This window comes from Bacillus sp. JJ1773, from assembly GCF_036962035.1.
Lineage (GTDB): Bacteria > Bacillota > Bacilli > Bacillales > Cytobacillaceae > Cytobacillus.
In genome coordinates, this window is the sequence record NZ_JBALNX010000119.1 from 1 (window position 1) to 21758 (window position 21758).

At 36.1% G+C, this 21758-nt stretch carries 22 protein-coding genes; 15 read left to right on the forward strand and 7 right to left on the reverse strand.

Annotated features, from left to right (window positions below; all coding sequences use genetic code 11):
• Positions 1–178: 178 nt before the first annotated feature.
• The 4 genes from V7127_RS24360 (at position 179) to mutL (ending at position 6182) form a co-directional block, all read left to right on the forward strand.
• On the forward strand, positions 179–727 hold the full coding sequence (locus V7127_RS24360; protein ID WP_335347640.1) for an outer spore coat protein CotE: 549 nt from the start codon (positions 179–181) through the stop codon (positions 725–727).
• 110 nt (positions 728–837) lie between these two features.
• Positions 838–1464 carry a LysE family translocator gene (locus tag V7127_RS24365; RefSeq protein ID WP_335347641.1) on the forward strand — a complete coding sequence of 209 codons (627 nt, stop codon included), beginning with the start codon at positions 838–840 and terminating at the stop codon, positions 1462–1464.
• Between the two features lie 186 nt (positions 1465–1650).
• On the forward strand, positions 1651–4251 hold the full coding sequence (mutS, locus tag V7127_RS24370) for a DNA mismatch repair protein MutS (RefSeq protein WP_335347642.1): 2601 nt from the start codon (positions 1651–1653) through the stop codon (positions 4249–4251).
• 62 nt (positions 4252–4313) lie between these two features.
• Entirely contained in the window at positions 4314–6182 is a 1869-nt protein-coding gene (gene mutL / locus V7127_RS24375; RefSeq protein ID WP_335347643.1) for a DNA mismatch repair endonuclease MutL, read from the forward strand.
• Between the two features lie 77 nt (positions 6183–6259).
• Here mutL and V7127_RS24380 read toward each other — a convergent pair whose 3' ends face one another.
• The 3 genes from V7127_RS24380 to V7127_RS24390 all read right to left on the reverse strand — a co-directional run bounded on the left by V7127_RS24380 (position 6260) and on the right by V7127_RS24390 (position 7740).
• A complete protein-coding gene (locus V7127_RS24380) occupies positions 6260–6469 on the reverse strand; it encodes a tyrosine-type recombinase/integrase (RefSeq protein WP_335490698.1) in 210 nt (69 codons plus the stop codon).
• A gap of 152 nt (positions 6470–6621) precedes the next feature.
• Complete coding sequence (locus V7127_RS24385; RefSeq protein ID WP_335490701.1) at positions 6622–7407, reverse strand: Arm DNA-binding domain-containing protein; 786 nt, start codon at positions 7405–7407, stop codon at positions 6622–6624.
• Positions 7408–7542: 135 nt separating this feature from the next.
• A complete protein-coding gene (locus tag V7127_RS24390) occupies positions 7543–7740 on the reverse strand; it encodes an excalibur calcium-binding domain-containing protein (RefSeq protein ID WP_335490679.1) in 198 nt (65 codons plus the stop codon).
• Between the two features lie 86 nt (positions 7741–7826).
• Here V7127_RS24390 and V7127_RS24395 point away from each other — a divergent pair, with 86 nt between their 5' ends.
• A complete protein-coding gene (locus V7127_RS24395) occupies positions 7827–8027 on the forward strand; it encodes a hypothetical protein (RefSeq protein ID WP_335490682.1) in 201 nt (66 codons plus the stop codon).
• A gap of 210 nt (positions 8028–8237) precedes the next feature.
• On the forward strand, positions 8238–8612 hold the full coding sequence (locus V7127_RS24400) for a BC1872 family protein (RefSeq protein WP_335347647.1): 375 nt from the start codon (positions 8238–8240) through the stop codon (positions 8610–8612).
• 383 nt (positions 8613–8995) lie between these two features.
• On the opposite strand, the gene V7127_RS24405 is transcribed toward V7127_RS24400, so the two are convergent.
• Positions 8996–9292: a hypothetical protein gene (locus V7127_RS24405; RefSeq protein WP_335490685.1), complete on the reverse strand. Its 297-nt coding sequence runs from the start codon at positions 9290–9292 to the stop codon at positions 8996–8998.
• 473 nt (positions 9293–9765) lie between these two features.
• Here V7127_RS24405 and V7127_RS24410 point away from each other — a divergent pair, with 473 nt between their 5' ends.
• Both V7127_RS24410 and V7127_RS24415 read left to right on the forward strand, forming a co-directional pair.
• Entirely contained in the window at positions 9766–10299 is a 534-nt protein-coding gene (locus tag V7127_RS24410; protein ID WP_335348519.1) for a hypothetical protein, read from the forward strand.
• Between the two features lie 1143 nt (positions 10300–11442).
• Complete coding sequence (locus V7127_RS24415; protein WP_335347668.1) at positions 11443–11583, forward strand: hypothetical protein; 141 nt, start codon at positions 11443–11445, stop codon at positions 11581–11583.
• Between the two features lie 199 nt (positions 11584–11782).
• Here the strand turns inward: V7127_RS24415 and mreBH are convergent, their stop codons facing one another.
• A complete protein-coding gene (mreBH, locus tag V7127_RS24420) occupies positions 11783–12790 on the reverse strand; it encodes a rod-share determining protein MreBH (RefSeq protein ID WP_335347667.1) in 1008 nt (335 codons plus the stop codon).
• 342 nt (positions 12791–13132) lie between these two features.
• Between mreBH and miaA the strand changes: the two genes are divergently transcribed.
• The 7 genes from miaA to glnA all read left to right on the forward strand — a co-directional run bounded on the left by miaA (position 13133) and on the right by glnA (position 20201).
• The gene (gene miaA, locus V7127_RS24425; protein ID WP_335355549.1) at positions 13133–14092 is read left to right on the forward strand and encodes a tRNA (adenosine(37)-N6)-dimethylallyltransferase MiaA; all 960 of its coding nucleotides are present in this window, start codon (positions 13133–13135) and stop codon (positions 14090–14092) included.
• A 27-nt stretch (positions 14093–14119) separates the two neighbouring features.
• The gene (gene hfq / locus V7127_RS24430; RefSeq protein ID WP_066288744.1) at positions 14120–14350 is read left to right on the forward strand and encodes an RNA chaperone Hfq; all 231 of its coding nucleotides are present in this window, start codon (positions 14120–14122) and stop codon (positions 14348–14350) included.
• 262 nt (positions 14351–14612) lie between these two features.
• Positions 14613–15560: a stage V sporulation protein K gene (spoVK, locus tag V7127_RS24435; protein WP_335490688.1), complete on the forward strand. Its 948-nt coding sequence runs from the start codon at positions 14613–14615 to the stop codon at positions 15558–15560.
• A 187-nt stretch (positions 15561–15747) separates the two neighbouring features.
• Positions 15748–17004 carry a GTPase HflX gene (hflX, locus tag V7127_RS24440; RefSeq protein ID WP_335355547.1) on the forward strand — a complete coding sequence of 419 codons (1257 nt, stop codon included), beginning with the start codon at positions 15748–15750 and terminating at the stop codon, positions 17002–17004.
• A gap of 13 nt (positions 17005–17017) precedes the next feature.
• Complete coding sequence (locus V7127_RS24445) at positions 17018–18286, forward strand: aminotransferase class I/II-fold pyridoxal phosphate-dependent enzyme (protein ID WP_335490690.1); 1269 nt, start codon at positions 17018–17020, stop codon at positions 18284–18286.
• Between the two features lie 146 nt (positions 18287–18432).
• On the forward strand, positions 18433–18831 hold the full coding sequence (locus V7127_RS24450) for a MerR family transcriptional regulator (protein WP_335355545.1): 399 nt from the start codon (positions 18433–18435) through the stop codon (positions 18829–18831).
• Positions 18832–18866: 35 nt separating this feature from the next.
• Positions 18867–20201, forward strand: a complete 1335-nt coding sequence (gene glnA / locus V7127_RS24455; RefSeq protein WP_335490693.1) for a type I glutamate--ammonia ligase — start codon at positions 18867–18869, stop codon at positions 20199–20201.
• Between the two features lie 266 nt (positions 20202–20467).
• Here the strand turns inward: glnA and V7127_RS24460 are convergent, their stop codons facing one another.
• Positions 20468–20767 (reverse strand): DUF378 domain-containing protein, encoded by a 300-nt coding sequence (locus tag V7127_RS24460; RefSeq protein WP_335348489.1) that lies wholly within the window; start codon positions 20765–20767, stop codon positions 20468–20470.
• A gap of 804 nt (positions 20768–21571) precedes the next feature.
• On the reverse strand, positions 21572–21758 hold a 187-nt coding region (locus tag V7127_RS24465; protein ID WP_335490696.1), incomplete at its 5' end, for a DUF4257 domain-containing protein.

The following is a 21758-nucleotide window of genomic DNA, read 5'->3' on the forward strand; positions in this document are numbered from 1 at the left end:
ACCTCCTCCTACTCGATTATAAAATCTTAAGTAAGCCTATTGTGGGCACACTCCTAAAGAAAAAGCATACTATGAATTATGCCTATACTTTTACTCAAACATTCATCAATAAATATCGCACACTAGTCTAATATCCCGCATAGGATGAAGTGAAAATGAATGAGGAGGTTCGCTCGCAATGGGAGAATACAGAGAGATAATAACCAAGGCGGTCGTAGCGAAAGGACGTAAATTTACTCAATCCAATCATACGATTAGCCCTAAACATCATCCATCAAGCATTCTAGGCTGCTGGATCATAAACCATAAGTACGATGCGAAAAAGGTCGGGAAAACAGTCGAAGTTTCCGGAACATATGACATTAACGTTTGGCATTCCTTTGACAATAACACAAAAACTGAAGTCGTTACTGAACGTGTCGAATATATGGATGTCATAAAACTAAAATACCGTGACCCGGATAGTTTAGATGACCATGAAGTTATTGCACGCGTATTGCAGCAGCCTAACTGCACTGAAGCGGTCATTTCACCGAATGGAAATAAGATCATTATCCACGTTGAAAGAGAATTTCTCGTTGAAGTGATCGGTGAAACAAAGGTTTGTGTAGCCATCCATCCTGGAAAATGCGATAGTGAGGATGACGAAGCATGGGGAATGGACGTAGAAGACGAGGAGTTTGAAGATTTAAATCCAGATTTCTATATTGGAGATGAAGAGGAATAAAAGGTAACTAGGAGGTTTTGCTCCTAGTTTTTCTTTTTTTTTATAGAATATATGTTTAAATATTCAAATTTATTATATAATGAATGAAAATTTAAAGGAAGGTAGAACAAATGGAAAATTATTGGCTTTTTATCTTTATGTGTATCATGTTGATTATTTTGCCAGGTCCTGATACAGCCATTATTACGAGAAATACGATTTCAAAACGAAAAGCTGCAGGAATGAAAACTACATTTGGGACTCTTACTGCTTTGCTCATTCATACTCTAGCTGCTGTATTCGGTTTGTCTGCTCTAATTGTAAAATCAGCTTTCTTATTTTCAATATTAAAGTATGTTGGTGCCATTTATTTAATCTATCTTGGCTGTAAATCAATCCTATATATTTTGAAAAAACATCCTCAGACAAGTCAAGATTCTAATCAAGCAGATAAATATAAAAATACATCTTACTACCGTCAAGGCTTCCTGACAAATCTTCTTAATCCTAAGGTAGCCGTATTCTTTTTGACCTTTTTGCCTCAATTTGCTGGTAAAGGGGATAATGCTTTTTTTGAATTTTTAGCTTTGGGCTTAACCTATACAGTCTTAACACTAATATGGTTTATTTTCTATATTTACTTAATTAATTATATTAGTGAATTTATGAAAAAGCCTTCTACTATGAAGGCGGTAGAAGGGTTAACAGGAGGTATTCTTATCCTTTTTGGCATAAAGCTGGCTTTGGAAAAAAACTAATTGGTCATTTGCTCTTTATTTATATTTTTAGTAGATGCAGCAATCTTTCAAAAGGAGTGCTGCATTTTACTTTTGTCAGAACATTCACTTTAGAGGATTATGTTATAATGAAAATATCATTTTCAGTAGTAGCTGCTGAAATAATAATAAATCAAAATGATATTAATGTTACAAATGGAGGATACTATGGCAGGTTATACGCCTATGATACAGCAATACTTAAGTGTAAAGGCAGATTATCAGGATGCCTTTTTATTTTTTCGTCTTGGCGATTTTTACGAGATGTTTTTTGAAGATGCGATAAAAGCATCGCAGGAACTTGAGATTACGTTAACGAGCAGAGAGGGTGGCACGGAGGAGCGTATTCCGATGTGTGGCGTACCCTACCATTCTGCTCCTGGCTATGTTGAACAATTAATAGAAAAGGGGTATAAAGTAGCGATTTGTGAGCAAACGGAAGACCCGAAAAATGCAAAGGGTGTTGTGAAGAGAGAAGTTGTACAGCTGATTACCCCCGGAACGATGATGGAGGGGAAAGGCCTTCATGATAAAGAAAATAATTATATCGCTACTATTTCTTATTTTGATGATGGTTCTTTCGGATTTGCCTTTAATGATCTTTCTACTGGAGAAACAAAGGTTACCCTTTTGACTTCAGGCTTTGAAGAAGTTTTAAATGAAATTTCGCTTTTAGGTGCGAAGGAAATTGTTATTGCTTCCGTTTTCAACGAAGATTGGAAGCTGAAAATAAAAGAACGGACAGATATGACCTTTTCTATTGAGGATGATCATATACAAAAGGATCACTACCAACACTTACTTGAAGATATTAATCAGGACAAGTTTCACCAAACCGTTTCCAGACTGTTTAACTACCTTTATCGAACACAAAAGAGAAGCTTAGATCATCTTCAAAAAGTAACAATCTATCAAACACATCATTATATGAAAATCGATTATTTCTCGAAGCGGAATCTTGAGCTTACCGAAACGATACGTTCTAAAGGAAAAAAGGGGTCCTTGCTATGGCTTCTAGATGAAACACAGACAGCAATGGGGGGCAGATTATTAAAACAATGGATCGATCGTCCCCTTGTGAATGAAGAGGAAATTATTCGCCGCCAGAATCTAGTTGAAACATTTATAACCTCGTATTTTGAAAGGGAAGAACTTAGAGAGAAGCTGAAGGAGGTCTATGACCTAGAAAGGCTTGCAGGAAGGGTCGCCTTCGGAAATGTGAATGCTCGGGATTTAATTCAGCTCAGACGTTCTTTACTGCAAATTCCTGGAATAAAGGATCTTTTAATGGAACTTTCTAGAACAGAGGCACAGCATTTCTCTAAGCGTCTCGATCCATGCGAAGAAATTGTTGATTTGCTTGAAAGGGCAATTGCAGAAAATCCTCCGCTTTCAGTTAAAGACGGGAATATGATAAAGGATGGGTATAATGAAGAACTAGATAAGTTCCGTGATGCCACTCGGAATGGAAAGACGTGGATTGCCCAGCTTGAGAAACAGGAACGGGAGAAGACGGGGATTAAATCTCTTAAGGTCGGCTATAATCGCGTTTTTGGCTATTATATTGAGGTGACTAGAGCCAATCTTCACCTTCTACAAGAAGGCCAATACGAGAGGAAACAGACGTTAACAAATGCAGAAAGGTTTATTACGCCAGAGCTAAAAGAAAAAGAGGCACTTATTCTGCAAGCAGAAGAAAAAAGTGTAGAGCTAGAATATGAGCTTTTCTTAAGGTTGCGTGAGCATATTAAGGGATTTATTCCAAGGCTGCAGGCGTTAGCTAAATTAATTAGTGAGCTTGATGTTCTTCAATGCTTTGCAACTGTGAGTGAAGAGAGACATTATGTGAAGCCATTGTTTTCGAAGGAAAGCAGATTAATAATCAAGGATGGAAGGCATCCAGTTGTTGAAAAGGTGATGAATGCTCAGGAATATGTACCAAATGATTGTTATATGGACGCTGAAAGTGAGATGTTCTTAATCACAGGTCCTAACATGTCAGGGAAGAGTACATTTATGAGACAAATTGCCCTAACAGCAATCCTTGCGCAAATTGGCTGTTATGTGCCAGCCTCAGAGGCGGTTTTGCCTATTTTTGATCAAGTTTTTACAAGAATTGGTGCAGCGGATGATTTAATTTCGGGTCAAAGTACCTTTATGGTTGAAATGCTTGAAGCAAAAAACGCCATCATCCATGCAACGCAAAACAGTCTTATTCTCTTTGATGAAATCGGACGAGGTACATCCACATATGATGGAATGGCGTTAGCTCAAGCGATGATTGAGTATATCCATGATCGTATAGGAGCGAAAACATTATTTTCTACCCATTACCATGAATTAACAGTTTTGGAAGAGAGTCTCGAGAAATTAAAAAATGTGCATGTTAGTGCCGTTGAACAAAATGGGAAAGTTGTTTTCCTTCATAAGATTAAAGAAGGTGCAGCGGATAAAAGCTATGGCATTCATGTAGCGCAGCTTGCTGAATTGCCTGAGGAACTCATTCATAGAGCAAACGAGATATTAACGGGCTTCGAGCAGAAGGCACCGGTGCATGCTGCTGTACCGCCAAAAAAAGAATTACAAACATCAGCAGAGTCAGATTCCCAGCTTTCATTTTTTGATGAAACAATATTAGTAAAAGAAAAACCTGTCAATTCGAAGGAAAAGCAGGTTTTGGAAAAAGTAAAATCACTTGATATCCTGGATATGACACCAATGCAAGCATTAAATACCATTTATGAACTCCACAAAAAGCTAAAAAGTTAAGGAAGAAAATTAAATCTTCCTTACAAATCATAGAAAACTTTCAAAAATGGAGGTGAAGCTATATGGGGAAAATTATTCAGCTCGATGATGCACTTTCAAATAAAATAGCAGCAGGCGAGGTCGTGGAGCGTCCAGCATCCGTTGTGAAAGAACTAGTGGAAAATTCAATAGATGCAGGAAGTACAATTATTGAGATTGAAACAGAGGAAGCAGGATTGGCCAAGATTCGAATCATAGATAATGGGGACGGTATTGCTGAAGATGATGTGCTTACTGCTTTCCAGCGTCACGCGACAAGCAAAATAAAGGATGAAAATGACTTATTTCGTATTCGTACACTAGGTTTCCGGGGTGAAGCATTGCCAAGTATTGCTTCTGTTTCAAAAGTCGAAATGAAAACCTCGACTGGGGAAATCGGAACAAGAATAGTTGTTGAAGGCGGTAAGTTAGGAGCAGTAGAAAAAGCGCCCGCTAGAAAAGGGACAGATTTAGTTGTTTCTGATTTATTCTTTAATACGCCTGCACGTTTAAAATATATGAAAACCATTCATACCGAGCTTGGAAATATTACTGATGTTGTCAATCGTTTGGCCCTAGCACATCCAGAAGTATCAATCCGTCTTATTCACAATGATCGAAAGCTGCTCCAAACGAATGGAAATGGGGATGTTCGCCAAGTTTTAGCGGCTATTTATGGAATGAACATCGTGAAAAAAATGATTCCCATTCAAGCAAGCTCTCTGGATTTTCAAATAAGCGGCTATGCAGCATATCCTGAAATAACAAGAGCCTCCAGAAATTATATTTCAACGATGATAAATGGCAGATTCATTAAGAATTATGCTTTAGCAAAAGCAATCCAGGAAGGCTATCATACCCTTTTACCTATAGGCCGATATCCAATTGTATTAATTAATATTAATATGGATCCTTTGCTAGTTGATGTCAATGTCCATCCTTCTAAAATGGAAGTCCGTTTAAGTAAGGAACAGGAATTATATGAGCTTGTCATTGAAACAATTAAAGCCGCCTTTAAGAAGGAGGAGCTGATTCCGACAGGGTTTACACAGCCAAAGTCTATTCAGCCGAAACAGGAACAGACATTTTTGCAATTAGATCATATTCCTGAGAAGGCATTTAAAGAGGAAAGGTTTGTCCAGCCTCCAACTTCTTCTTTTGTTATGGAAAAAGGATTGACCACTGAGTTGACTGCAAATAATCCTAAGCCAATGTCAGAAATGGTCTCAGCAAATCTTGAACAAGATTTAGCCTCTTTCAGCACTTATGAAAAAAATAGTGAAACAAGCGAGATTTCGCATATAGAACAGGTAGATCAGAAAGAGCCTACGCGAATTCCACCGTTGTATCCACTTGGACAAATGCACGGAACGTATATTTTTGCTCAAAATGAAAAGGGATTATATATCATCGATCAGCATGCAGCTCAAGAGCGTATTAAATATGAGTTTTTTAAAGAAAAGGTTGGACAAGTGGCGAGTGAGCTGCAGGAAATGCTCATTCCATTGACCTTTGATTACTCAACAGATGATTATATTAAAATTAATGAATATAAGGGTGAGCTGGAAAAGGTCGGCGTTTTCCTTGAGCCGTTTGGTCATAATAGCTTTATCATCCGCTCTCATCCGCAATGGCTGCCAAAAGGAGAAGAAAAGGAAATCATTGAGGATATGATTGAGCAGCTCCTGTCCATGAAGAGGGTTGATATTAAGAAGCTAAGGGAAGAAGCAGCGATCATGATGAGCTGCAAGGCTTCTATTAAAGCTAACCATCATTTAAGGAATGATGAAATTCAGGCATTACTAGATGAATTAAGACAGACCTCTGACCCTTTCACCTGTCCGCATGGCCGTCCGATTATTATTCATTATTCTACCTATGACATGGAAAAAATGTTTAAGAGAGTTATGTGATTTTTAACAGCGAAGAACCCTTAGAATAGCAGGATTCTTCGTTGTTTATTATATTATTTGACACATTTTGACCACTTTTACTGGTTGGAATCGCTTTTTTGAAGTGCTTTTGAAAAAATTTCCGCTGATGAATCTTGAAGATTTGAGGTAACGTGACTATATTTATCTAATGTTATGGCCACGTTTGAGTGACCTAATCTTTCTGAAACTACCTTAGAATTCTCACCAATTTCTAACATGATTGTAGCGTGTGTATGTCCTAGATCATGAAAACGAATTTTCTTCACACCCAAAGCTTGATATCGTATAAAAATTGCTTATGTATAGTATTAGGGTTAACCGGTTCGCCGCCAAAAGCAGAAATAACAAAATGATCATTATTTAATTTCATACCAACCTTGAATAACTGTTCCTGTTTTTTTACTTTATAAAATTGAATTTATCGTATCATTTCGTCTGTAATAGAAATATTTCTTTTTCCACTGCTTGTTTTGGGTGACTGCAAAACTAGACCTTGCCCAGCGACATAATATAAGGAATGGTGAACATAAATTCTTTTTTTGCCAATATCGATATCTCCCCACTTTAGTCCTAAAAGCTCACCGCGTCTCATTCCCGTATAAATGGCTAAATAATATAGCATAAATATATGATTTTTTTGACTTCTCATTCTGTTAAGGAAGATGTTGCAATCCTCTATTGACCAAGTTTCAATACTCTTCTTTTGCCTTCGTGGAGCTTTTACATTATTCATAAAATCATTTTTAATATATTTCCAATCGACCGCAGTTTTGGCAGCCATCTTCAGTATGGAATGGATGTACTGAATAAATTCTTCAGTTAATCCCTCATTAAGTAGCTCGTTATAGTATTTGCTAATCATTATTGGGGTAAGTTGCTTTACTTTCACATGTCCGAACTTTGGAATCAATCTTTTTTCTACTGCGCTCGAATAGCCATTAAACGTAGTAAGCTTTACAGCTGGTTTAGCAATAATATTAAGATAGTCAATAATGTAATCCTTAAATATTATTTCTTTTTCATTCACAAATGTTTCATTATCTATTTCAATTGTCATTTGATTTGCGGCTAATTCAGCATCTTTTTTAGTCTCGTATCCACGCCTTGTAATTTGCTTCCTTTTACCTATTGAAGGGTCTCTACCAAGTTCAAGTGTAAATGACCATGTATAGCCTTTTTTGTTTTTTTGCGGGAACTTTTCTATAGTAAGTCATTTTGTCCTCCTTAATATTTTACTGTTTTTCTGTATATCTTTTTTTCATTAAAGTAAACTTTCAGACGGTAAGAATATATGTTCTGTTTTGTGATTAAATGAAAAGCCCTGAGTTGGGCTTATAAGTTATCGTTCACACGCAATGCCATCTTTATCGCGATCTTTGCTCTTGTTTGCATCATAAAGTTCTTTTGAAACATGTGGTTTATATTTTGTTTTTCCGCCTTTGTTTTTCGAAGAAGAAGACTCAGCGACTCCACCTTTATAATCCTTAATTAACTCAGTGCAGTTTTTATCCGTTTTTGCGGGCTTACTAAAAAGCATACGGTGCTCTATAAAAAAACAGCAGGTGAATACGAGTTTAAGTAACTGACTTTGTATTATGTTTCTTTAAAATTGGAGGGTTATGAATGAGAAAAGCTAGGAACGGATTAAGGCCAGTAACAGCAATTTCATACCAACAGGAATTAAAGGGATATTTCCACTGTTTTAGTCAAGAGGGCAGCCTTGAGGAAGGTATTGGCACATATGCAACTATCGAATTAGAAGACGGCACTGTTCGTCAAGTGGATGCCTTCAAAATGAAATTCGATGATGTTGAGGGGGAATAATCGTGGCAGCTAAAAACAGACAAAGATGGAGATTTACTAAATGGCGTGAGTGTTGTGAAGAATGCGGGAGGAAACTGGATTATAGAGATTGGTATCACCGGACATACGGTACATGTAATTCAACTTGTTATTTGTACATGGTTGGTATGAGTTGGTCAGATTTTTATTAATCACAAGAGTAAAGGAATTTCCTAAAAGGAGTGGATCTGTTTGAACACAAGAAAAATAGATCAATTGATTGCTGAAAATGTATTTGGATGGAAAACAAATCACTTTCAAAATATAGACATTATTTCTGTGTACGCGGATGATGGGGAGGAATTTTCTATTCCAGATGACTTCTGTCCAACAGAAGACATAGCAGATGCGTGGAAGGTCATTAAAGAAATGAGATTTAAAGGAATATACTTTGAAATCAGTTCAAGTTCTTGTCGAGTGGCTTCGTATGTGATGAAAGAAGATCAGACACTACCTTACAACTATAGACAGGAGCTTTCCAGTGAACAATGTGAATCTATTGAAATGAAAGATATGCCTTTAAGAATTTGCATGGCTTCATTAAAAGCATTGAATGTAACATTTTAAGCATGGAAGTTACTACACAAAAAAAGAGCCTTGTAAGGCTCTAAAGCAAACTGATATGCAAAAGGGATATGTTCATAGCTATTTTATGCAACAATATGGGAATTGATTAGGATAAGGCGAGTGTGGAAGCTTCAACAAGATGTTTGCCTTATCCCATAAAAAAAATTTTCCCTGAATTTAGGAAATTAATTCATTAAGTAAAATGTAATCAAAGGAAATGCAGGCACTAGTAATAGTACCTGCATTATATTAGGAGGTGTCTCTTGGGTATTATATATTATTCAAATTTAAAAAACTTGTCCGTGTTTCTTTAAAAATGTACTTGTTCATTAAATGGTTTAAGCATTATGTTCATTTGACAAAAAATGTGACATAAAAGGAGATTATTGATTTTTCATTTTGTTAATTATGTCTATCGCTCTCTGTAAATCCGTTTCAGAAGAAGTTATTACATCAATAACATAACTTTTGCTAGAAAATTTCCGCATTTCGAAGAAGATTTTAGGTTTTTTATACTTGAAGATAGTACCTAACTCAATGATAGGAACATAGTCAAACCTTTGATTAGCCAAAGGTAATTCTTTGAAAAAGGAATAAAATTCATATGTATTCTTTATTTCATCTGGATATTTTTGTAACATTTTTTCGAAATGCTCAATTGGATCAACTAGTTTTTTCATAACAAACTCCTTGCCTTTAAACATTAGGACATTTGTATTATAACACAAAAAAACTTGGGTAAATAACACTAACAATATTGTTTAAAAGTATGAGGGTAATGAAAATGTGATAAGTACTTACGAGTTGTTCACAGTACGAAATTTAAGTGAACTTAATGATAGACCTGTATAGAGGAGAAATGATGCAATTCAAAATAAAAAAGCACCCATAGGATGCGAAAAGGTTAGTCTAAATATTGATTTTCTTATTATTAAAAAAGATAACAAAAGGTAGTTAAAATAATAACTCTAGTCAGAAACACAAGCATATGTCCAACTCCTTTTGAAAATGAGTAACTTAATAATCTAACAATATAATTATATTATTTAGTGTGTGTTTCTTAATTGTAAATTTATTGTTAATTTGCCTATAGGATGTTTTACACAGTGAAAGATCAGTTGATTAGGAGGGGTATAAAATCGCAAAAACGGAGTTGACTGTTCAATTAGAACGTCAAATTTATTCAGCGACAAAGAAACAAGGTATATTTGGCTGCTTTGAAGTAACAATCGGCTGGTTCGGTGATGAAAGAGTAGATTACATGACTTATGACACAAAGGGTATTTGGCGCTGTTATGAGATTAAAGTTTCTGTTTCGGATTTCAGAAGCAAAGCTAAGAAAACATTTTGTGGCAACTTTAATTATTATGTTATGACAAAAGAGTTGTATGAAACAGTTAAACACGAAATACCTTCTCATATTGGTGTATATGTTGGTAGAACGTCTGTAAAAAGAGCAAAAAGACAGGATTTAACCATTGATGAAGAAGTTCTTAAAAACTCATTGATCAGGTCATTGTCGAGAGAATCAGAGAAATTATATAGAAGCGATAATCCTTCTTTTGTTGAATCTATGAACCGTAGATTGAATAACGAAAGAAAGGAAAAAGAAAGGTATCGTTCTCAATACCAGGAGCTTATGCGTGAAGCAACTGAAAAATTCGGTAGAAGATGGCGTTCTAGTTAGTAAAAAAATGATAGGAGTGAAGAAGTTTGGAATGGAATAAAGAGACCGAGATTTTTATTATATTCTTTTATTATGTAATACCTGCAGTGATAATTGGACTGGTTTCTATTGGAGTTATTTTACTATTGAGGAATTTTAAAAGGTCTAGAAATAATGAGAAGAAAAATCAAAGAAACAAATGGTAGGAGGAGTTAATTTGGAGGATTAGCTAAAAGGAATTAAGGATGATTATCTTATAGGTGAATTGTTCGGAAAAGTTTGAATTTCTACTCCAAAAGATAATTTTGATTGGCTTATTGGTTATGCTAAAGAAATTCTAAAGGTTGAAAGTGAATTAAGGGATAAGGTTCAGCAACAGCAGCAGGAAATTGAACATCTAAGAAAAAACCTTAGAACAGCTAGTGATTTTGATGAATCGAAGCATAAAGAATTATTGAGACTTAGAGACATTATTGAAGAATTACTATACCACCATCCACCAGTTGATACTAATGTGAATTTTGATGAGCAATATGATGAATAAAAAAAGATAGCAAAAAAGGTATTAGTAAACAAAGGATAGAGTAAGTAAATTAAAAAGGGACGAAGAAGCTAAATGCTCTTCTTCATTCCACAATTACTGCATTTAGTTTTACAACAATAAATGTAATAGCAGCAATTAGATTGGAAACCCAATAAGCAATTTGTTTAGTAAAAATTTTTCGAAATATGTAAATAAAAGAGTGAACTACAATCTAATTCACTCTTGAAATTTAATAATTATTGGTCAGTCGTATCAGACATATTTTTAGCAGTGGGGTACGTTTCACCGTATCCTTCAACATTGCCCAGCATGCTCTCTATGAAATTCTGACCCTGAGTCTTGACTATTATTAAGTGATATATTTTTTTGCTTCTTATTATCATTAGCTGGATTTGGCAATTCAATTCACCTCCTAAACACATATATAGGATGCTGAGTATTTGCAGAATTATTCAAGGAGTAAAAAGCAATTTACTAATAAATAGTACGCTTATTTAAAGAAACAAACTAACAGGACCACATATAGATGAGTAAAAGGTGCAATTAGAAGGAATTAATAAAATTGTTGCAGGAATTTGCTTGAATCTCCCGAATTATGTATGAAAAAAGGAGATGAGGCAATGGAGCAAGTAATTGAAAAATGGATTTGCTCGAATTGCAACTTGGAGATAACAGATGAACGTGAGTATCTAGATAATAATGGGGTGTGTGATGACTGCTACAGTATCCCGTTAAAGAAGAAATTAGGATTAAAATTATGAAGGGAAATATCTCCTTTTATCGAAATGAAGTTAAGAATATTATTAAACATATTAATTTTACCGAATGATGGTAGATATTATAAAAGAGTTATGTGACACCAACTAGATAATCAATAAGATGTCGATAATTTTATTATGTAAACTAAAATCAATTAAGGGAGCATTATCCGTATGAATAATCCTCCCTTAATCTTTACATTTACTTAATTGCAGTTTGCAATTTTCCGATATATTTCAAAGCCATGCCTGTCCCAATTGCAACTGATTCAAGCGGACTTGGAGCGAGGTGAACAGGAACAGAAATTTCTGTGGAAAGCCATTCCTGCATTCCGTTTATGAGGGCGCCACCACCCGATAGGATAACACCTCTATCCACAATATCTCCGGATAATTCAGCAGGGCTCTCTTCCAAAGTGGCGCGAATGGCTTCAAGTATATGAAGCAACGATTCCTTAATAGCTTCTCGAATGGTATAGGACGATAATGTAATGGTTTTTGGAAGGCCTGTAACAAGATCACGTCCGCGAATCTCCATTTTTAACTCATCATGATCTATGAGTGCGTAACCAATTTCCATTTTAACTTTCTCGGCCGTTCGTTCTCCAATTAAAACGTTAAAATCCTTACGAACATATTGAATAATATCCTCATCCAATCTATCGCCGCCAACACGGATAGAATGACAGGCAACAACACCACCATAGGAAATGATAGCTACTTCTGTCGATCCGCCTCCAATGTCCACTACTACGTTAGCGATAGGTTCGTCTACCGGCAAGCCAGCTCCAATTGCCGCAGCTACAGGCTCTTCTATTAAATGAACATGTTTTGCGCCTGCATGACGAACAGCATCAAGAATAGCTCTTCTTTCAACACTTGTTGAGCCTGATGGAGTACAAATCACTACATTCGGCTTTCTAATGGCAAAGCCAGCCTTTTTTGTTGCTTTCGCCATTACATACCGTAGCATTTCGGTTGTCGTATCATAGTCTGCTATTACACCATCCTTTAATGGACGAATAGCAATAATTCTGCCGGGTGTTTTCCCGATCATTTCTTTTGCTTCTTTTCCTACAGCCAACACCTTTTTTGTATTCGTATCAAGCGCTACAACAGAAGGCTCATTAAATGTGATTCCTTTATTTTTACAATATACTAAGATATTAGCTGTTCCTAAATCAATGCCTAATTCAGAAGTTGTAATCATTATTTACTCCCACCTAATCTATTACTGAATATCAAATTACTCTTGATATTCTTCTACTAAACTATCATGATTAGGGGGGTATCTAATTAATTGTTATGAAATCGTTAATAAATTGTAATGAAACATGAAAATAAAACCATAAAACGCGAGTAGAATAATGAATAAATCAATGGAATCAAGTCAATAATGTTTAAATGTGAAAAACGAATCCATTATTTACATTCATAACCACTGAAAGTAGTTCATGTTTATGATACTATAGGGGGGATAGCGCCTTTTCGTCAAAACGTAATGAGGTGCTTTTAACTTAGGTAGTTCAATAAAGGCAGTGTGAACAGATTAATGGAAAAAGAAAAGCTTGTTGTGCTTATTGGTCCAACTGCGGTTGGGAAAACGAAGCTAAGTATTGAATTGGCTAAAAGGTTCAATGGAGAAATTATTAGCGGTGATTCAATGCAGATCTATAAAGGAATGGATATTGGCACAGCAAAAATTAAAAAGGATGAAATGGAAGGAATTCCTCATCATTTAATTGATATTAAAGATCCAAAGGAGCCTTTTTCTGTTGCAGAATTTCAGGAGCTTGTCAGAGAAAAAATCTCTGAGATTTCATTAAGAGGGAAACTGCCGATGATTGTTGGTGGAACTGGCTTGTATATCCAATCCGTTATTTATGATTATCACTTCTCAGATGCCCCTTCTGATGATGATTTTCGACAAATGCTTGAAAAAAAGGCAGAGGCCGAAGGAAATGAAAGTGTGCATCTAGAATTGAGCAAGGTTGATCCCGAAAGCGCAGAAAGAATTCATCCTAATAATGTCCGCCGAGTCATTAGAGCGTTGGAAGTTTATCATTGTACTGGTAAAACGATAAACGAATTACAGGAAAACCAGAAGCCTGAGCTTATGTATAATACAGCTATAATTGGGCTAACAATGGATAGGGAGATATTATATCAGCGAATCAATACTAGAGTGGATTTAATGATTAAGGAAGGACTCCTTGAAGAGGTTGAAAGGTTATTTAATCAGGATATAAAGGATTGCCAATCGATTCAGGCAATTGGCTATAAGGAACTCTATGAATATTTTAGTCATAGCATTTCATTAGAGGAAGCGACCTCTCAGTTAAAGCAGAATTCCCGCCGATATGCAAAAAGGCAGCTGACATGGTTTCGAAATAAAATGAATGTTGATTGGTTTGATATGTCGGATGTTGTCAACACCGGCATAATTGAAAAAAAACTTGCGGAAATTTCAACGCATATTGAAGGAAAGCTGCAAATAAAATCGAATACATAGAGTAGAGATAAAAGAGGAGGATATAAGATGAAAACATCTATTAATATTCAAGACCAATTTTTAAACCAGCTTCGGAAGGAAAATACAAATGTAACCGTGTTTTTATTAAACGGGTTCCAAATTAGAGGCCAAATAAAGGGCTTTGATAATTTCACGGTTCTTTTTGAATCTGAAGGAAAGCAACAGCTTGTATATAAACATGCAATTTCTACATTCGCGCCTCAGCGCAATGTTCAAATCGATATGGAAAACCAATAATTCTTATCCGCATTGAATAAGGGTTCTGCTTCTTTGAAAGCGGAACCCTTTTTATTTTTAGCGGTATTCAATCAGGACAGGGTGTAAATTAGGCTTTTACAAAAATCTTTAATGAAGTAAGAAACAAATGAATACATATAGATAAGGAATTTTTTAAATAAGAGTAAGAGGGCATTTTATGATTCTATGAAAGAAAATAGGCTTTTGTCACAATCTAAACTTCTAAGCGTATACTGTTTTTGAGAACGTGAGGTGAAAGCTTTTGGACCAGCCAATTCGAATGAAGAATAATGGACAGATTAGCATCGTCCTTAATTCACAAAATCGTAAAACATTGACGAAAGAACTGCCTGAAACTCAACCCTTACCTAAGGTAATTCCACCGGAGCATACAGCACTAAAAGATATAGAAGAAGAATTAGGTGCTCTTGTAGGAATGGAAGAAATGAAAAGAATGATTAAGGAAATTTATGCATGGATATATGTGAATAAAAAACGTGAGGATGCGGGCCTAAAGGCAGGAAAACAGGCGCTTCATATGATGTTTAAAGGAAATCCTGGCACTGGTAAGACAACGGTTGCCAGATTAATCGGAAAACTTTTTCAAAAAATGAATGTTTTATCAAAAGGGCATTTAATTGAAGCTGAACGTGCGGATCTCGTTGGTGAATATATTGGCCATACGGCACAGAAGACGAGGGATTTGATAAAAAAGGCTATAGGCGGGATCTTGTTTATTGATGAAGCTTATTCACTTGGAAGAGGCGGAGAGAAGGATTTTGGAAAGGAAGCCATCGATACTCTTGTTAAGCATATGGAGGATAAGCAGCATGAATTTATTCTAATCCTTGCAGGCTATTCAAGGGAAATGGATTACTTTCTCACCTTAAATCCTGGATTGCATTCTCGCTTTCCATTAGTGATTGACTTTCCGGATTACTCCGTTACACAGCTCATGGAAATTGGAGACAGAATGTTAAGGGATCGAGAATATACGTTAAGCCATGAAGCGGAAAAAAAGCTGCATGACCATTTACTATGGATTAAAACTCATTTAAATCCAGTAAGCTTCTCCAATGGCAGGTATATTCGAAACGTCATTGAAAAGTCGATAAGGGCTCAGGCGATGAGGCTGTTAATGCAGAATAGCTATGATAGGCATGAATTGGTGAGAATCCGAAGCAATGACTTAGTATTTGATGAGGGTTAATATTAGAAGGATTCCACTTAACAGGAATCCTTTTCAATTTGCAAAGAGAGATTCTTTAAAATGTAGTCAGCTATCTTTCGAAAATATAACGTTAAACGAACAGAAATTAGAGTTAAATTATTGATTTTGTTATGATAGTATTAAGTGATTTTTGTAAAAGAGTATACCAGGGAAAGAAGGATGCTGATTGGAGCAAAAGCATAACTTTGAAAAAGTAATTCTTGTAGGATGTCAGACAAAAGAAGATGATCAGCAATATGCCTATTCGATAGAAGAATTAGGCTCTTTAACTGAGACAGCAAAAGGAAAAGTCGTTGCAACCTTAACGCAAAAACGTGATCGCATTCACTCGGCTACATATATTGGAAAGGGCAAGGTTGAGGAATTAACGGCCCTCCAAGAAGAAATAGATGCAGATATAATTATCTTTAATGATGAATTATCACCAAGTCAAGTTCGAAATCTTGCAGCAGCTGTAGATGCGAAAATAATTGATCGGACTCAATTAATCTTAGATATATTTGCACAGAGGGCACGTTCTAAAGAAGGGAAGCTGCAAGTCGAATTAGCCCAGCTGCAATACTTGCTGCCAAGATTGACAGGCCAGGGAACCCAGCTTTCAAGACTTGGAGGTGGAATTGGAACTAGAGGACCAGGTGAAACGAAATTAGAATCGGACAGACGACATATTCGCAATCGCATCAATGAAATTAGGAACCAGCTATCTGTTATTGTTCAGCATCGTGACAGGTATAGAGAAAGAAGAAAAAAGAACAAAGCATTTCAAATCGCGATAGTAGGCTATACGAATGCTGGGAAATCGACATTGTTTAACAGACTAACTGAGGCAGATTCCTTTGAAGAAAACCAGTTATTTGCAACCCTTGATCCGATGACTAGAAAGTTAATTATGCCAAGTGGCTTTATGACTCTCCTAACGGATACAGTAGGTTTTATTCAAGATTTGCCAACCACCCTAATAGCTGCTTTTCGATCGACCCTTGAAGAGGTTAGGGAGGCAGATTTAATCCTGCATGTTGTTGATAGTGGAAGCCCAGATTATTATCAGCATGAAGAAACGGTTAATGAGTTATTAAAGGAACTTGAAAACGAAAAAATTCCACAATTGACTGTATATAATAAGCGGGATATTAAACACTTGGATTTTGTTCCAATTGCAAACACAAAGTCGATTCTAATCAGTGCATTTGAAGAGCAAGACCGCAATCAGTTAAAAAGCACAATAGAAGAAATAGTTCTGGAAATGATGAGTTTTTATCATGTAGAGGTTTCTTCCTCAGAAGGAAAGCTTCTGTCCCAGCTCAAAAATGAAACGATATTACGGGAATTATTTTTCGATGAAGAAAAGCAAATTTATGTTTGTAAGGGCTATTATTTAGAAAACCACCATATTGCTGGGCAGTTACATAAATATAAAGTGTAGATAGGAGAACATCATGTTTCAACAGTTATCAAATGGGGAAAAGCTGCAGCCGATTGTTACTGAAATTGAGCAGCAAATTGCTAATGTATTAAAAGGTATTGATAATAGGATTGATGAAAATCAATTTCGTGTGCTTAACAGCTTTCAAAACAATCGGGTGAGTGATTCTCATTTTATTCCAACGACTGGATATGGCTATGATGATATAGGCAGGCATACTTTAGAAAGGATCTATGCTGAAGTATTTGGAGGAGAATCTGCAGTCGTCCGTCCACAAATTATTTCTGGAACACATGCCATCTCCATTGCCTTATTCGGGGTACTTCGTCCTGGAGATGAACTGCTATATATTACGGGGAAACCATATGACACATTAGAAGAAATAGTGGGTCTAAGGGGCAATGGCGTTGGTTCTTTGAAGGAATTCGGAATTACATATAATGCTGTTAATTTACTGGCAGATGGATCAGTTGATTATGAAGCTGTAGCAAAGGCAATTAAACCTCACACAAAAATGATCGGTATTCAACGATCAAAAGGGTACGCCACTAGACCTTCCTTTACTATTGCTCAGATTGAAGAAATGATCAAATTCGTGAAGGAAATTAAATCAGATGTTGTTGTTTTTGTCGATAATTGCTATGGAGAATTTGTTGAGACAAAAGAACCATGCCACGTTGGAGCTGATTTAATGGCTGGTTCATTGATTAAAAACCCTGGTGGAGGACTTGCTAAAACAGGGGGCTATATTGTTGGGAAAGAGAAGTGGGTAGAGGCCTGCTCCTATCGCATGACTTCCCCAGGAATCGGTGCGGAAGCCGGTGCCTCTTTATACAGTCTCCAAGAAATGTATCAGGGCTTTTTCCTAGCCCCTCACATTGTCGGCCAAGCACTAAAGGGAGCGGTTTTTACTTCTGCATTTTTAGAAAGGCTTGGAATGAATTCTTCACCAAAATGGGATGCAAAAAGAACGGACTTAATTCAGTCAGTCCAATTTGATGACCGTGATAAAATGATTGCTTTTTGTCAGGCTATTCAATATGCTGCTCCAATTAATTCCCATGTTACTCCATATCCAAGTGCGATGCCTGGATATGAGGATGAGGTGATTATGGCAGCTGGAGCTTTTGTACAAGGAGCAAGTATTGAGCTGTCAGCAGATGGCCCGATTAGACCGCCTTATGTGGCGTATGTTCAAGGCGGACTCACTTATTCCCATGTAAAAATTGCCGTTTGTACTGCCATAAATGGGTTGATCGAAAAGGGTTTCATTCAAATTTAATTAGTGTACAAACTAAGGACAGTGACTATATAAGCTGTCCTTTTCATTTTTAAAAATTTTCATGTTAGAAAACCTAACATCTAATTGACAAGAAACCTAACATTGGTATATATTTATTTTTAAATAAGAAAAGGGAGGAGAAATAAGTGACTGGAAGCAAGATTCGCCGTTCCATGCCGCTTTTCCCAATTGGCCCAGTCATGCAATTAACCGAATTATCTGCACGTCAAATTCGGTACTATGAGGAGCACCAATTGATTTCTCCAGCAAGAACAGATGGCAATAGAAGAATGTTCTCACTAAATGATATTGATAAGCTCCTAGAAATTAAAGATCTCATTGACCAAGGGGTAAATATGGCTGGGATTAAACAGCTATTTTTTATCAAAGATCAGAAGCCTGCAGATCTATTTAAAGATGAAAAAGCAGTACGAGAGATTTCAAATGATGAAATTAGGAGACATTTGCGCAAGGAAATTGTGAGGGCAGGAAGATTTCATTTACCGTCATCCCATCAAGGAAATATGAATCGCTTTTTTCATTAACGATTTTTGTTTAACTACTAAGGAGGAACTTATTTATGCCAAAATTCACCAAAGAAGACATAAAAAGAATTTCAGAAGAAGAAAACGTTAAATTTATTCGTCTCCAGTTTACTGATATCTTAGGAACGATTAAAAACGTTGAAATCCCAATCAGTCAGCTAGAAAAAGCACTTGGCAATAAAATGATGTTTGATGGTTCCTCCATTGAAGGTTTTGTTCGTATTGAGGAATCAGATATGTATTTATTTCCTGATCTTGATACATGGGTTGTCTTTCCGTGGACTGCTGAAAAGGGAAAGGTTGCACGTCTAATCTGTGATATTCATAATGCAGATGGAACACCATTCCAAGGGGACCCAAGAAATAATTTGAAGCGTATATTAAAAGAAATGGAAGAAATGGGCTTTACGGATTTCAATCTTGGACCAGAGCCAGAATTCTTCTTATTCAAGCTTGATCAAAATGGAGATCCATCACTTGAGCTAAATGATAATGGCGGCTACTTTGACCTTGCGCCTACAGATCTTGGTGAAAATTGCCGTCGCGATATCGTTCTTGAACTGGAGGAAATGGGATTTGAAATTGAAGCATCTCACCATGAGGTGGCTCCAGGTCAGCATGAAATTGATTTCAAATACGCAAATGCTTTAACGGCATGTGACCAAATCCAAACTTTTAAATTAGTAGTAAAAACAATTGCCCGTAAACATGGCCTTCATGCTACGTTTATGCCAAAGCCGCTTTTCGGTGTCGCAGGTTCAGGGATGCACTGCAATGTGTCACTATTTAAAGAAGGGAAAAATGCCTTCTTTGATGAAAAAGGAGATTTGCAGCTAAGTGATTATGCACGTCAATTTATTGCTGGTATTCTGAAGCATTCGACAGGCTTTACAGCTGTCACAAATCCAACAGTAAACTCCTATAAGCGTTTGGTGCCAGGGTATGAAGCACCATGCTATGTAGCTTGGTCAGCACAGAACCGTTCACCATTAGTGCGTATACCATCATCAAGAGGAATAAGCACACGTGTAGAGGTTCGCAGTGTTGATCCGGCAGCAAACCCTTATCTTGCTATGGCTGTATTATTAAAGGCTGGTCTGGATGGGATAAAGAATAGCCTTACTCCACCGGCATCAGTTGACAGAAATATTTATGTTATGAGTAAGGAAGAAAGAATGGCTGAAGGAATTGATGATCTTCCATCTACATTAGCAGAAGCACTTGATAAGCTGAAAGCAAATGAGATTATCGTTTCAGCGTTGGGCGGACATATTTTTGAACACTTTGTAGAGGCAAAAGAAATTGAGTGGGATATGTTCCGCACGCAAGTCCATCCTTGGGAGCGGGAGCAGTATATGACGATGTATTAAACATTCAAACCGTTGGGGCAGTAGGCTCTAGCGGTTTTTTTGTTTTCGGTCAGTTTCATTAATATGTTTTGCAAAATATAACTGTCTGATAATTTTCCAGATTTTGTTTCATAAAAAAATTCGAGGACATTCTTCATATATCCTCAAATTTCTTCATTCTATCTCTTCAATTTTCTTGCTAATGTGTGAATTAACATCAGAAGAAATTTGTATACTACCATGTTGATAAAACTTGAAGGTGAGCTGTTTTACTCTCCTTAAGGAAATTATTCATCATCTTTTAATTTCGATAAATCTGTTTCTTCGCCAAACTCAGTAGCATAATTAAGGTTTCTATTGCCTTGTAGGTTCGTGTTACGTTCAACTTCTTCGTCCATTGGAGCAAATAAAAGAGTTAAACAAATCAAACCACTTATACCTACAAGACCATAAATTATTCTGGACAAAAATGCATCTTGTCCACCAAAGATTCCTGCTACTAAATCAAATTGAAAAAATCCAATTAGACCCCAGTTTACAGCGCCAATAATTATTAAAGCTAAAGCGATCCGTTGTAATATTTTCATGGATAAAACTCCTTAATTAAATAATATACTACATTAATAATTTTTGAATAAATAATCGATTTTATACTCATGTTAGCGAATTTTGGCATATTGTTCTTTAAACAGATTTAGAGTAATTATACTTTTTTGTGAAGATAGTTAATATAGATGAAGGGGATTTACAGCAGGCATATTTAACGAATGAAGAAAATGTTAAGGGGAAATGAACTGCATTTTAGAGATTATTCACATATACGGTTCTCTAGAAGATTTAATATATTCAAGTATTGTCATTTCTGATTGATTTATATGGCAGCTTGGATTGTGGGATTCGAAATTAATGAAGCAAAATAAGCAATATGTTTCCAGGGCAAGAAGTGCGTTGAGAAAATATAGGATGGTGACTTGCCCTGGGATCTTCAAATAGGGGTTTGATATAGCTCTGAGTATAAAATACCCGTGACTTATGGATTAAATACAGGGAAGGAGAATTTTAAAGAAATTGGTCAGCTGCAGCGTGTGTTTTTATCCTTTCCTTCCGAAAATGACAATATTTGTGGAAGGAAAAAGAGTTTGTTTTCAGTGCAAGAAGGAGCGGAAACAAAGATAGTTCATTTAGACACAAACTATGCAGTAAGGTGAAGTAAAGATAAAACAGTTACTAACAAATAGACTTTTTAAGATCTGTAACGGTGATTATGTCTCTAAAATCGCCTTCAACAAATGAATATTTTACTGATTATGGAAACTTCTTGTAGCGGATTCAAAAGTGAATAAAATGCAAGAAAAAATCCCTGCTAAATAGCAGGGAATAAATAAATACATTTAATTTTGGTCTTTTTCCCTTATTTTTAAGAATTCAAGACCTCTAAGCAGAGCGTCTCCGCCTAAACCGGCAATAATCGATAAAGAAACAACTTTAAATGCTGAATCAGGCTCGGAAAAAGTGATTAAACAAGCAGCAGCAAGTCCACCTAAAATTACTTCTTCTAAAAAACCCAAGTAAATGAAT